Origin of the sequence: Bianquea renquensis, from assembly GCF_014384895.1 — a bacterium.
Classification (GTDB): Bacteria; Bacillota; Clostridia; order Lachnospirales; family Bianqueaceae; genus Bianquea; species Bianquea renquensis.
Genome location: NZ_JACRSQ010000015.1, coordinates 76826 through 91317, shown reverse-complemented (window position 1 = coordinate 91317; position 14492 = coordinate 76826). Strand labels below are relative to the sequence as shown.

Sequence of the window (14492 nt, the reverse complement as noted above, 5' to 3'; positions counted from 1 at the left end):
TACCTGGCATTTGACCAACCCCTTCTCTCTTTGTTTTCGGCACTCTGCACGAACTCGGGTTTGTTCTTTTTTACAATTTGTGCCCTTTGATTTTGCATAAAGTATAACACTTTACGAATGAAAATGTCAAGAAAAATCTTTGCTTTTTTTGTGTATTTTTTTATATCAAAATTAGTATACAATTGATTTGTAACAAAAAATGTCATAAAAACATTGATATATCCTTAACTTATATACAATTTGTTATTCTTTTGTTTATACTAAATGCCCTATCTTCAAAATTGATAAACCAATTTATTTCTATTCTGGTCAATAGAAAAATATACAAACTGCCAGTGATTATATATTGAATAGAGCATTAAAAATTATTTGTTGTCAATATTTCCGTCAGATATTTAGGTTTCCTTCTGAAATTAATATATTTAAAGTGATTTTCGTAAAGTGTTATACTATATGAAAAAAAAGAGAGCGCATATGTTATAAAAAACAAAACGCTCTCTTTTCTTATTATTTAATTTATCAATATCAAAGTAGATTTTTTTTCATAAAATTAAGACTTGCGTAGTTTTGCCCGGTATGCGTGACAACATATTCCTCTACCAGGCTGGCAAGTTCCTGACCGAACTCCGGTAATATCGCAAAGCGATATACCCTGTCAACTGGCGAAGTGACAATGTACTTAAGCGCTCGGAGGACTGTTGCGGATACCCTCTTACCGTACTCCTGTGTTTTCCTTTGGCAGTCTGGACAAATCAAAGCCCCACGGCCAATGATAAAGGCCCATGCAGAACCCTCGTCCACAGGCCGTCCACACATGTCACAGTGATCGATTTGTGGTCGAAATCCATTGTCGCTAACGCTTCGCATTGCAAAGGTCATGGCGATTGTCTGATCATCCTGCCCCTCTGCTTTTAATGCCATAAGTCCCTTTAGCAACAGAAAGAGGAGGTCTCGATTTTCCTGACCATCCAGTGACAATACAGTGGCAGTCTCCAGCATAAAAGCACCGTAGGATACTTTTAGAAAATCCTGACGTATAGAATAAAAGCTCTCCAGTATCTGCACTTCTCGAATATAATAAAAGGTTCGTCCCTTATCCAGCAGAAAATCTCCGTAATAAAATAATTGCGTTGATCCGCTCAACTTTCCTCGGGAGGATTTCGCCCCTTTGGCAATCGCTTGGAGTTTACCGCCTTCCTTTGTCAAGATTGTCACCCGCTTATCCTGTTCCCCCATGGGCATCTCCCCAATGATAATGCCCCTCACTTTGATGGTCTTTCCCATACTCGGTTCCTTTCTCTTGTGTGGACGTTTCAATCTCGCTATATTCTTCAAAATCTTTCCAGGCCAAATAGGCCTCTACATCCCCTGATTTTTCAAATATATTCCATAAAACTTGCTCTAACATCAAACGTCGCCCCCTGACCAATAGGATAAACTTATTGTGTCTCTGGGCTATAAATTTATACTGGAACAACTCACCGGAAAATTTATTTGAAAAAGCCTTGACATTGATTTGAACATCAACCGAAAAAATGTCAAGGCCTTTTTCTTCCCATCAAAGTTCTTTTTTGTCAAAACCGAAATTTTTTACCAGAAACTCGCTATCGCGCCACCGCTCTTTCACCTTAACCCACAATTTCAAATTGACTTGCATTCCCAGCAGGCGCTCAATCTCCCGCCTGGCCTGAGAGCCGATTTCACGGATGGTCGCGCCCTGTTTTCCGATGATGATAGGCTTATGAGATTCCTTTTCACAGATTATCGTCGCATTGATATCCACGATCGCTTTGTCTTCTCTCTCTGCAAACGTATCGATCACCACCGCAATCCCATGGGGAATCTCTTGGTCCAGCACATACAGAGCTTTTTCTCGGATGTACTCCGCCACCAGCTGCCGCTCCGGCTGATCCGTTATCATATCATCCGGGAAAAATCCTGGCCCCTCCGGCAGATACGCAAAGATCAAATCCTGAAGTTCTCTGACGCCATCTCCTTTAAACGCACAAATTGGAACAATCTCCTGAAATGAATACAGGTCTTTGTAGGTATTGATGCACTCCAACAAATTGACTTTCGGGATCGTATCGATTTTATTGATAATCAGAAACGTATCCGCACCTACTTTTTTGACTTGGTCAATGATCATCAGATCCTCCTTGCCCGGCCTCCTCGGCTCCACAAGCAATAAAATCAGATCCACGTCACCTATGGTCGTGCTCGCCGCTTTGACCATGTATTCCCCCAATTTATGAGACGGCTTGTGGATTCCCGGCGTATCGATAAACACGATCTGCCCTTTTTCGTTGGTATATATTCCTTGAATCCGATTGCGGGTCGTCTGTGGCTTGTTGGAAGTGATCGCAAGCTTCTCCCCCAAAAATTGGTTTAGCAGTGTCGATTTCCCTACATTGGGACGGCCGATAATGGAAACAAATCCTGATTTCTTCATATGCATCTCCTAGTTAATTTTATAGCAATTGCAGAAGCTGTCCGAACAGATCCTTATTTTTCTCTAACACGCTCTCTCCACCCTGCACGCAGATACAATTCTCTCCCATAGCCTCCCGGACCGCAACAGCGGTTCTGCGAATATCCTCGGGGGTTACCGCCAGAACTTCGTCCCGCAAGGTTTGCAGCATCGCATCCGTTAAGCCGCTGAGGTGGCGCTCAAAAGCTGCCGCAGCCTTCATCGCAGCATTTAATGGCACATCCAGACGGCTGATCGTCCCAATGATATACTTATCCATCTCCCGCTGGTTACAATCGAATGTTTCCACATACTCTGCTGCTCTGTCGAACACAGATAGCGTGGAGGTCAGATTGGGATCTCGGTAGGATACGAAATAGAGGCGTCCACTGCGGTAGATGGCGTCCATGCATCCATATGCGCCTCCCAACACTCTCACTTTGTTCCAGAGGTAATCCAGACTCAACAGATTCCGCAGAACGAGCATAGCGCCAGAAAACTCTTGGTGGAACCGCCCCGCTTTCGCGACAAATTGGACTTTTCCAGGTGTCATCAATCCCTCGTTCTTTTTGATTGGGCGAACAAAGAGAGGCTCTGACAACTCCGCTTTTAAACGGCCCTCCGGTAATTTCTTTAACAGATGCTCCATGCAATCGCGCACCGCCCCATCCGCTTCTCCCTCGCAAGCCGCCATAAACGTTATATTGTCTCGACGAAACAACATTTGGCAGACCAACTCCAGGTTTGCACACAGATCGTCAAAACGATTCTCGAGGTCCCCCTCCAGTTCCTTCAAAAAGAAAAAGTAGTCCACGCCCTGGGTCTTTTCTTGAAATGCATAGGTGGGGGCAAAATAGGACATCGCCCTGGCGGAGGCAACTGCATTGCCAGAATCCATCATGTACATTTCCATACGGGAGCAGGTTTCCGAAAGGATTTCCTCCAACCGCTCCCGATCCTTCAGATGGGACCGAAGCAGAATCTCCTCCACTAATTCAATCATTGGCATTAGCTCATGATAAAAACATTTGGCAATGACCTTAAAATAGGGCTGATACGCGTCCTCATTCTTCACCGGCTCGATGATGGATAGACTCTCCCCAATTCCTCCGGTGTGGATATTGATTTCATTGTTGAGCTCCTCATAGCTATATCGGTCCGTGGATACGCTTCCCAACACCGCTGTCAGAAACCCTACATAAGGCAGCAGTTCTTCTGGAATTCGGCTCATATCAAAATAAAATTTGACATACGCAATCTGATTCGTGAAGTCATGATACCAGAGAAGTGGTCTTCCACACAGAGAGTCTTCGTCCGCCTGGAACGTCTCCTGCTTTGGTTCAATATCCTCTATGCTCAGCTGAGGAACCGATTCCAAAGCTTCCCTCGACTCGGCGCTGGTTTGGTATTCCTCAAGGTCCTTTGTCTCTTGAATTAGAGACTGAATCTCTTGTTCCGAAAGAGACCGTTTATAGGCCTCCAACTTTTGCCGCGTCTCCTCGTCTCTCCGGCTTGACAAGCCTTTTTCTGGCGCAAGCGTTACAATGGCACCGTGAGGGTTGCCCAGCAGATACCTCCCAATGAACTCTTCAAAATATCCTTCCGCGGCGCGGCTGCGGATTGTCTTAAAGACAGAATCATACTGTAAAAGGAGCATTGGGCTTTCCCCGTGGAGCCAGCTGTCCATACAGGAAATGCCGTAGATTAGGCCAGTCGGTGTCGTGCCGTAATCGCCTTCGCGGAGCTTGAATTCAAATCGGTTCAGCGCCCCCTCCACTAGCCGCCTTGGAATCCCCTCCTGTGCCAAAGATTTCAGCGTATCTTCGATGACGGCAACAAAGTGTTTCTTTTGGCTGCCCTCCGCGTTCTTAGCCACAATTCCGAACATCGGCTGCAAAATGCTGTTGTCTGTATATCCAAATACATCCTTTCCGACCTTGGCATCTAGGAGCGCTTTTTTAAGCGGAGCACCCTGGGCCTCAAGGAGCATATATTCTAGCATATCCAGCGTATAATACAGCATGGGATCTGTAACCTTTCCCAGCACTACATTATAGCTCAGGTACGTCTTTTGGAAATCCTTTTCATTGGCGGACAGGGGGTAGTATTCTACAATGTCCAGCATCTGGGGAAAGGGAGGCTGCTCCGGAATGGCAGATTCAACAGTACATTTTTCAAAGTGCTGCAAGTACTCCCGGTCCAGCCACGTCAAGTGTTCTATCATATCTCCATCCCCATAGAAATAGATATAGCTGTTAGAGGGATGATAATACTTGGAATGGAAGGCGAGAAACTTTTCCTGTGTCAAGTCTGGAATGAAGTCCGGATCTCCGCCGGATTCCGCCCCATACGGTGTATTGGGAAATAGCGCCTGTTGAACCTTGCGATACAAGACCTGTTCCGGGGAGGAAAAAGCTCCCTTCATCTCATTATAGACAACGCCCTTATAGGTGATTGCCTCCTCCTCTGACATAAGCTCGTAATGCCAACCCTCTTGTTTCATAATCTTCGGTTCCTGATAGATATTCGGATACAAAACCGCATCCAAATATACATCGACGAGATTCATAAAATCCCGTCCGTTTCGGCTGGCGATGGGATACATTGTTTTGTCCGGGAATGTCATGGCATTTAAAAATGTATTGAGAGATCCCTTGGCCAACTCGATGAAAGGGTCTTTCAGCGGAAACTTACGGGAACCGCACAGCACACTGTGTTCCAGTATATGGGGCGTGCCCGCATCATCCTCCGGAGGCGTGCGAAAGGCGATGGAAAACACCTTATTGTCATCCGCCGGGTTCGATAAATAAAAAATTCGAGCACCGCTCTTTTCATGTAAAAAAACAAATCCTTCTGCCCGCAGCTCCTCAATCGTCTGCTGTTCCATCAGGGTATATCCGGGTATTGTCATAGGGTCCATCCTTTCAATTTGTTCATATTGGCTGTTCTCTATAGTGTTTACCGCCTTTTCCTGGAATATCCGCGATACATGCTGGTATATTCTCGATAGGCCCTCTCCATCATTTGGCGCTCGTCACTGTATTTCAAGAGATGATATGCTTCATGGTACTTATAATAGCCTGCATCTAGGAAATGTTCCTCCTTTTGAGGTTTCGAGTAAAAACTGCTGGATTTCATTAAAAACCAGTGGACGCTTTTATGAACCGCATCGTTGGTTCCCTGAAACGAATACTGGCTCTTCCCAATATACTTTATAATCTGCGCGTCAACGCCTGTTTCCTCTTTGACTTCCCGCACAGCTGTCTGCGCAAATTCCTCACCCTCTTCCACGGTGCCTCTGGGCAATACCCAACCACAATAGCGATTTTTATAGTTTTTGTATAGCAATAGTATCTTCCCGTGATAAATGACGATACCCCCGCAGCTGATTGCCTCTATCATACGGTTCCTCCTAACCGGGGCAGATTGCCTTTTGTGTTTTATCGGTCTCAAAACCGTTCTACATTCAAATCGATACTGTATAGTATAACGCTTTTTGGATATTAATTCAAGTATTTTGAAATTTCTTCGACTCTTCAGAATTATAAAAAGATGACCCGCTGTTGCGAGTCATCTCCATTCTAACCTATTTTTATCTTAACCGATATACTGGATTGAGTGGAATGTAGAGGGCTGGGATGATCACGATAGTTTTCGGTCTCGATCGTTTACTCTTTTAAGCCAACAGCGCCGCCCACGTTGCGGGGCCTACGCTGCCGTCAACGGCAAGTCCATTGGCGGCCTGAAATGACTTGACCGCCGCCAGTGTCGCGGGTCCGAAGCTCCCATCGACGCTGATGTTATATCCTTTGTTTCTCAAAATCGTTTGTAACTCCCGAACCGCGCTTCCCGTCTTCCCCTTTCTTAACACCGGTTTTGATGATGCACTGGAATTTGGGGTCGTCACAGAAGGGGTCGTCGTTGTGTTGGAACTGCTGGATCCACTCAGAAGAGCCGTCCATGTCGCGGGGCCTACACTGCCATCGACGGCAAGCCCATTGGCAGCCTGAAAAGCCTTAACTGCCGCCAGGGTTGCTGGTCCAAAGCTTCCATCGACATCACAGGCAAACCCTTTTTGGTTCAGCAGCGTCTGAAGCTCCCGAACCGCACTGCCAGTCTTTCCCTTCCTCAACACCGGTTTTCCTGATACATCAGGGGTGGTCGGCGTCGTGGGCTCCTCCGGCGTCGTAGGTTTCTCCGGCGTCGTGGGCTCCTCCGGTGTCGTAGGTTTCTCCGGCGTCGTGGGTTTCTCCGGCGTCGTGGGTTCCTCCGGTGTGGCCGGTGTCTCCAGCAGCTTATTCCAAGTAGCCGCATCCACCACACCCGTCACGCTCAGTCCGTGATCCGTCTGAAACGTCTTCACGTTCTTTAGGGTCGCAGGTCCAAAGCTTCCATCGACATCACAGGTATATCCCCACTGATTCAGCAACGTCTGTAACTCTTTTACATAGGTTCCAAGAGACCCCTGCTGCAAAATCGGCCGCTGTCCCGGAGTATCCGGTGTCTCTCCATCCACCACGCCATTCATGGATTTTTCATACAACTTGACGATCTTGTCTCCATAGGAGTCGCGGTACTCTCTCGCCTCATCCATGTTGGCATACGTTTCCAAACTATAGCCCGGAACCGCCCAGCGCCCTGACAGATCCTCCCAGGACGTCGCACATCCCCGGTTGACCAGCTGGAATCTAGGATCAACCAAGGTCGTCCCCTCTGGAAGTTCTTTTGTCGTCGCATAGGCATACAGATGCTGAATATGGGCTTCCACGCCCTCCTGAGGGGTTGCAAACACGGCGAATTCTTCTGTCTCTGTCTGAGTCTTGCTTGTCTTCAAACCACAGAAGTTATTACTGCTTGCTGGTACCTGCCCGCCATACTTAAACCATCCTGTCTCCAAAATGGCCTGGCAGATCGCAATGTCTCCGCGGATACCATATTTGGCTCCAATCTCAATATAGGCCTCGGCAATCTCCGGATTGAAATCTGGGTTGACCTTGACAATGACGTCGATAAGCTCCGAAGCGCTGACCGTCGACTCGCCAAAAATTGATGTGTACCGGCGCCCTGGTGCCTCCTCCGACGGATCCTCTGGCTCCTCATCGCCTGGATCAGAACTGGATGGTCCGTAGGTCTTTAGCTTAGCGGCCACAGCCGCTTTAAAATTATACCAGTCTGTCCATTGCCCATCTTTATTCATCTGGGCCGGACAATTCTTCCTGCTGGCGTCATAATGGCGAACCAGACGATCCATGGGAAGATCATAGACGTACATCAAATAGGCGGCAAGATCGATGGTATTCTGAATCGCTTCTTCATAATTCCCATCTGAATTCACACATGTTTCAATCGATAGAGAATTCGTATTGGTAATCCCATACTGTCCCTTCCCATCTCCACAGTGCCATGCTCCGTCTTTGTCCTCAATGATCTGAATCACCTCATGGTCATCGACAAAGTAGTGGGCGCTTCGGCCGACATTGTTCAAAAAATAGTAATAATGATTGATCGCCGTGGCACCCTTATTGGTATTGCCTGTGTCATGAATGACTAAGTACTGAACATTATTCTGATCCGGATACTTATTCTCATCCGTGATCAGCTTTTGGAATGAGATTCCATCTCGAAGCCCCATTCTGGAACTGTCCGAATTGGCAGAAAGGCTAAACAGCGACATGCTTGCGACTGTCAATAGATTCTGGCTGGCCGGCTCAAAGATCGCCTCCGCTTCGCCAAATGCTCTATCAACCAGCGCCTCGTCGGACTGAACATCTGTCAAATCTCCGGTCGTGTTCTCATCCAAACTCGATGATGACTCCTCCGGAATACTGTCCTCATTTTGACGGCTCTCCTCATTTCCCTCTGGGGTGCTGGACTCATCGGAAACTGCGTTGGATTCATTGTTGGAAATGTCAGAATCGTCAATGGAGGAATTTTCATTTGTACTGTCATTGTTCTCTGTCTGTGCTTCCGTACTGTCTTGTCCATTCACCATACTGGATTCGTCCACAGTGGAAATCGCAGAGGATTCCTCCTGTGTCCCGTTGACGCCGCCCTCATTGCCCGCTGCCTCTGTAGCCAGCACACTCTGAAAAGAGCCCGCCAATAAGGTGAATGCTAGTAAAAATGTAATACCTTGTCTTACGAATCCTTTTAACAACTTCTCACCTCCTCGTCTGTAAAAGGATAGTAATACGTTACCACGTTTTTCAGCCTTCGTCAATATCATCATGACATTTTTCGTCATATTTTTGTAAGATACTGCCCGACTTCGACATCCTTTCCCCCGTCTATTTACACGGTTTTTACAGGCTTCATCTCAGAATTGTAATCATAACTTAATATTTGAGGGGGTAGGCAGCGAAATCAGAGATTATCGGCTGTAATAGTAATCTAAAATCTCCTTGGTGAGCGGCACAGCCCGTTTCGACTCCGCGCCGTGTTCCACCACAACGGTGATTGCGATATCCACCGAACCATTGGTTTTCGTATAGCCGGTAAACCAGGAATGCGCCTCCTCGCCTTCCCCCACCTGGGCGGTTCCCGTCTTTCCGTACACCTCGCAGTACGAATTTTGTAGGGATGTGGCCGTTCCCCTCTCTATGACTCCCGCCATCAGCTCTTCCAGATACGCCGCCTCCTGCGGTTCAAGCAGCGCCCCATAGAGTTTGGGCAGATTTTTCGATATCTGCTGCCCCTCTTTCGTCACCACGCGGTCCACCATGTAAGGCTCATAGACCATCCCTTCATTGGCAATCGCATTTGTGATGAGATTCATATGAAACGGTGAAACCATGGTTTTCCCTTGGCCTATGGAGGTTTCCCCAACCATCTCCACTGTATCGTCCTCCGACAGGGGAAAGGAGGAGCGCGCAATAGGCAAAACAAACTCGATGTTGGAATTAAACAATAAACTGTCTGCACAGGAACGCAAGGACTTCGCTCCAATATGGAGTCCCAGATTTGCGTAAAACGTATTGCAGGAGTTCGCGAAGGCGTCCCCGATTGACTCCTCCCCGTGAACCGTGTGGTCGAAACAGGGGAGCGTCGTATTCCCTAACACCGTTTCCCCTTCACAGGTATATCGATAGTCCTGCCACGCGGAATCCGTTCGATACAGAGCGAGGCTCGTTATAATCTTAAAGGTTGAGCCCGGCGCATATTTTCCTTGGGTTGCCCTTGGAAAGAGCGGAGATGACTCATCTTGGGACACTTCCTCCCATTGACTGAACACTGTGTTCGGATCAAAGGCTGGTGTCGACACTAAAGCTAAGATTTTGCCTGTGGATGGTTCGCTGACGACTACAGCTCCGCTGTAATCCCCTAAAAGTGCATATGCTTTTTCCTGAAGTCCCGCCTGCAGGGTTGTCACCACATCGCAGCCCTGTACCGGTGTATCCCGCACCGCACTCCGCAAGGTATCCAGCCAGCTGGAAGCTGACAACAGTTCTGTATTCATGGCAAGCTCCAACCCCGTTTTTGTCTTCCCGGAATATCCCGTGACATGGGCGAAAACTTTTCCGTAGGGATATACGCGAGTCTTCTCCCCCGCCTCGTTCATCTGTGTATACGCCAGAACATTCCCATCGGCATCCAGGATTGAACCGCGAATATATCCCTCCTCCAGCTTCGCTAACCGAGGATTATAGGCATTCACACTGATCGTATTGGAATCGAACACGATTAACTTTCCAATCCAAACAATTAGGAGAATGCTGAGAAGCAAAAAGGTCCCTTTGATGACACGAAAGGTATGGCCTTCCATCCGCTTAGTAAGGTCCGTCGAAATCGTAGGGATCTTGAATCGCGTCATCTCTTGCCCCCTTTTGCTCTTTTGCTTTGACGGCTTGTTTTGAGCTTTGTTGTCCTTTCCCACCAGATGATTCCTCCTTTCTTTCCATATAATGGATTCGAATCATAGATTGCAGAACGCCTAGTATCAGAAAACTGGAGAGCAGCGAGCTCCCTCCATAGCTGATAAAGGGCAGTGTGACGCCAGTCAGCGGTATCAGTTTTATCACGCCGCCGATGATGACAAAAGACTGGAGCATATAGAGAATGCCAAACCCCATGGCAACGCCCCTGCGCACGAGATCTTTTTCCCGTTTCGCCGTATCCATGATAAAGAGAAAGATTAACATGTATATCATGACCAACAGAATCCCAAATACTGCGCCGAATTCTTCAACGATGGCGGCGAAAATCATATCTGTGCGGACATGGGGGATATATGTGGGCAACCCCTGAAACAAACCCGTGCCGACCCAACCACCGTTCACGATGGCGAACAGCGAATGGGCAATCTGATATCCGCCGCCCTCAAAATCCGACCACGGATTCAACCAGGCCGAAACTCGAGTCCTCACATGGCCAAATAATTTATAGGCGACCAGTGCCGCAAGGCAAGCACCTAGTATTCCCCCCACAAGAATAAAAGTCTTTTGGGTGTAATCGTAGATCAAGAGTAAAAACAGGACACAGAATATGAGTGTCGTTCCCAAATCATTTTGAACGAGCAAGACTAGCGCCAGTATCCCCACCATGCCCGTGGCTTCCACCAGAGATCGAAATTTATACTGGCGACCATAGACTTTGGCCAAGAAAAAGACGAAGGCAATCTTTACAAACTCGGAAGGCTGGAATCCAAAGGATCGGATCTGTACCCAGTTGAGAGATCCGCCCTGCTTATTGGGAAATAGGAAAGGCAGCACGATCAGCCCCAAACATCCGGCCGCAAAGATCCACTTATGAATCCGAAATACCCAGTCCCGCCGCATGATCAACAAGACGACATTGACCACAAGAAAACAAATCCCCATCCAGTAGATCTGCGCAATCGCGGTGGACGCTTTTAATCTCCATAGGACGACTAAACTGACGCTGAGCAACATGAAAACACAGTTCCAAAGGAGACGGCTCGTCCCCCGGTGAAGGGTTGTGGAGAGAATATGCATGCCAAGCATAAACCCCGCCGCCATTGCCATCTTCGTTAAAAAATTCCAGATGGGCTCCCCAAATTGCCAGTCATTGGCCTGCAACTCGTGAAAAAATAAGATCACAAAGGATAGCAGATTAAATAGAATGATGGCCGCCGTCTGATAATTGCAGATCTCTCTGCTCGTTCGCTCTGACGGACGGCGCAAATACAGATAATATCCACAAAGGATAAAAATCCCCATAAGAATGATATAAATAAAACGAGAAATACTGACGCAGAGATTGAACAATTACTCCACCCCCCTGAAGAAATGGCCACGTGTATATGAAGATGGTCCATTATGGGCTGCTTTTCCCTCCAATGCGTGGGCATATGCAGTGAGCGTTCTGCTCACTTCCTCCGGCGCTTCCTCTAAGAAAAACATTCGAAGTCCATCCACAGGCAAATGCCGCAGAACCTCCGGCTTATCACCAAGCCAAATGGGCTCGCTGCTATAGATGGTGCTGTAGCAAAAACGACAGTGCCGCTCAACAGGGAGCTGCGCACCTTTCCGGTCTTTGAGGTAGGCTGAGACAGTTCCTGCCCCAGTTTCCGCCCTGCATCCCGAAGCGTCCCTTCCAGGGCACTGTTCTGTTACCATGATTGGTATATGGCCATATACAAGGGCTGATGCCCCTTCCGGTCTCCCCAAATCCCTCAGTTCTCGCAGGTTCAGTTCTGGAGACAGGAGAAAGGAGACGGCTCCCTGCCTCTGCCAAAAACAGGCATGTTCTTTATTCAGGATCCCAAATCCCAAATTTAAATGCAGCGGCTGATTCCGGTCGAGAATCAGATTGACCTGCCCTACATGACAAACGGCATAGCCTTGCACACAGACATCCATCCATCTTCGCAGTAAGGTCCGCATCGCATCTCGATTTCGCTGTTGGCTAACAGCCGGAAGAACTGGACAGATCTCCACTTGGTTTGTCTGCCCCCATGCCAGCATCTCCGCCGCCGCCTCCGGCATAACTCGTTCCATCCTCGGGAAAATCCTGCGAATCCACGGAATACATTCAGGAGGAATCGCGCGAAATTGTTCGACTCGGGAGAATTCGATTTCCAAAAAGGGGGGATGCGCCTCCGGGCTCGTCCTCACGGCGACTGGTTTCACCGTTGCCTCTAAGGACAGAGTCTTTCGCGCTGTGAGCTGGCTCTCCAGCTTCTCAACCGCATCTCTTCGCAATTGATTTAACACAGCGACCGGCACGAATACATCCGAATCCATCTCGACACTCATCCCATCGAGATAGAAGGCCGTATCGCCAAGTTTCGATAGCGAGCGGTGGACGTCATCCTCCGTAATCGGCTGTTTTTCAGCCTTCGCTGGAGCCGCTCCCCATACAGTTATGGTGAGTTGTCTCAGCGTCACCGTTAACTCCATGGGAATGCCCTTTTTGAGAACTGCTCTCATGGATACTCCGAGGCGCCGCGACGTTTTTTTCTCTCGCAGCGCATGGAGCAGCTGAGCATCCGTCAGGCGAAAGACTTGCTGATCCTTCTCAACACCGGCTTTAAGGGGGATACAGCACGCCCCCACCTCGGACACGTTCTCCGGTCTCAACTGATAGGATGGATAGGGTGGCTTTTTCGTCCGGATCTCAATGACGTCTCCCGGGTGCAGGGGCCGCAATGGCATAATCTGACAAAGTCCCTCCCGCCCTCTCACTTTCGCTACCGTTCCTACGAGGAGACCGCTATGTTTCGGATTCTCCAGGTCAATCATTCCTTCTTTTCCGAAATAATACCCTTTTGAAAATCCTCCGCGATTGTAGAGCTGCTGCAATCGTTCTCGATCCCCAGCCGTAACCACATATGATCTATGGTGCTCTCCACAGTAATCCAGCGCTCTGCGATATAGCTCCGTAACACCGGCAACATAGGCGGGGCTCTTGAGCCTGCCCTCGATTTTTAGAGAGTGAACGCCGCTCGCCACAAGATCCCCCACAAAATCCAGTGAGCACATGTCTTTTAAATTCAAACGATAGGCGGGCTCTTCGATTTCATTCTTCTGGACATCCACGTATCCGTATGGTAAGCGGCAGGGCTGCGCACATCGACCTCGATTTCCACTCCGCCCTCCGATCAACGAGCTCATAAGACACCGGCCTGAATAACAGTAACAGAGTGCCCCGTGGATAAAGACTTCTAGCTCTGTGCTCGTTTGCGCCCGCAGAGTGCGAATTTCATCCAGCGTCATCTCTCTGGCAAGCACGACTCGCTGGAATCCCTGAGTATTCAAAAACTCCACGCCGGCCTGATCATGAACGCTCATCTGTGTACTGGCATGGAGTTCTAGCATTGGAAAATGGCGCCGCAGGTACATGGCCACTCCCAAATCCTGAAGGATAACGCCGGAGAATCCCATACCTGCGATTTCCGCGACAAAGGCCGCCAACTGCTCCCATTCTCTTTCTTTTATCAGCGTATTGAGAGTCAAATACGCCTTGACCCCTCGAAGGGTACAATATCGAACGGCCGCCTCCATCTCCTCAGCCGAAAAATTGCCCGCGCCCTGTCGGGCGTTAAATTGGCTGCCCCCGAGATACACGGCGTCGCACCCTGCATCCACAGCTGCCTTTAAACAATCCATGTCCCCTGCCGGAGAGAGCAGTTCAGGTAACCATTCTCTATTCATTTTTTCCTTGTTCCTTGAACCGCAGAATTTCCAGCTGAAGCTCCTCCACCAATTCGCGATAATTCAAATTTTCTTGTTCCAAGCTCATCAGTTCATCCTGATATTCATCCAGCTTATCTTCCAACTCCTTGGATTTTTGTGTGAGCTCTTCCATTCGCTCCTGCTGAATCTGGACGTGCTCCAGCAGTTTCAAAAAATCATCGGCGACGTTGATGGAGGCCAATACTGCCACATAGTCCCTGCTAAGGCTCTGGGCGGATGTCATCTTTTGAACCTGCCGGATCTTCTCATCGATGTACATCGCCACCTGCTGCATGTGCTCCTCCGATTCTTCCCCCATCAACTTATACACATACCCGCCAATATTGACCTCGATTCTACGCTTTTCCCCCATGCTGCGCCTCCTGTTT

General features: G+C 48.4%; 11 protein-coding genes. All 11 read right to left on the bottom strand.

The genetic code is table 11. From position 1 onward, the window contains the following. The coding region (locus tag H8730_RS10945) for a hypothetical protein (RefSeq protein ID WP_249289824.1) at positions 1-206 on the bottom strand (206 nt) is incomplete at its 3' end. 319 nt (positions 207-525) lie between these two features. Further along, complete coding sequence (gene recO / locus H8730_RS10940) at positions 526-1236, bottom strand: DNA repair protein RecO (protein WP_177718897.1); 711 nt, start codon at positions 1234-1236, stop codon at positions 526-528. Continuing rightward, complete coding sequence (locus tag H8730_RS10935) at positions 1220-1408, bottom strand: YqzL family protein (protein WP_177718899.1); 189 nt, start codon at positions 1406-1408, stop codon at positions 1220-1222. Before H8730_RS10935 ends, recO begins: the two co-directional genes overlap by 17 nt. Positions 1409-1558: 150 nt before the next feature. After that, complete coding sequence (gene era, locus H8730_RS10930; RefSeq protein ID WP_488153849.1) at positions 1559-2458, bottom strand: GTPase Era; 900 nt, start codon at positions 2456-2458, stop codon at positions 1559-1561. A gap of 13 nt (positions 2459-2471) precedes the next feature. Next, the gene (locus H8730_RS10925) at positions 2472-5381 is read right to left on the bottom strand and encodes an insulinase family protein (protein ID WP_177718903.1); all 2910 of its coding nucleotides are present in this window, start codon (positions 5379-5381) and stop codon (positions 2472-2474) included. A 47-nt stretch (positions 5382-5428) separates the two neighbouring features. Further along, positions 5429-5872: an NUDIX hydrolase gene (locus tag H8730_RS10920; RefSeq protein ID WP_177718905.1), complete on the bottom strand. Its 444-nt coding sequence runs from the start codon at positions 5870-5872 to the stop codon at positions 5429-5431. Positions 5873-6146: 274 nt separating this feature from the next. Beyond that, a complete protein-coding gene (locus H8730_RS10915) occupies positions 6147-8627 on the bottom strand; it encodes an N-acetylmuramoyl-L-alanine amidase (protein WP_249289823.1) in 2481 nt (826 codons plus the stop codon). Between the two features lie 213 nt (positions 8628-8840). Further along, a complete protein-coding gene (locus tag H8730_RS10910) occupies positions 8841-10280 on the bottom strand; it encodes a penicillin-binding transpeptidase domain-containing protein (RefSeq protein WP_177715913.1) in 1440 nt (479 codons plus the stop codon). Beyond that, on the bottom strand, positions 10237-11694 hold the full coding sequence (locus H8730_RS10905) for an FtsW/RodA/SpoVE family cell cycle protein (RefSeq protein WP_249289822.1): 1458 nt from the start codon (positions 11692-11694) through the stop codon (positions 10237-10239). The genes H8730_RS10910 and H8730_RS10905 overlap by 44 nt, the downstream gene beginning before the upstream one ends. Next, on the bottom strand, positions 11695-14082 hold the full coding sequence (locus H8730_RS10900) for a U32 family peptidase (RefSeq protein ID WP_177715917.1): 2388 nt from the start codon (positions 14080-14082) through the stop codon (positions 11695-11697). Next, a complete protein-coding gene (locus H8730_RS10895) occupies positions 14075-14476 on the bottom strand; it encodes a cell division protein ZapA (protein ID WP_177715919.1) in 402 nt (133 codons plus the stop codon). The genes H8730_RS10900 and H8730_RS10895 overlap by 8 nt, the downstream gene beginning before the upstream one ends. Positions 14477-14492 lie beyond the last annotated feature (16 nt).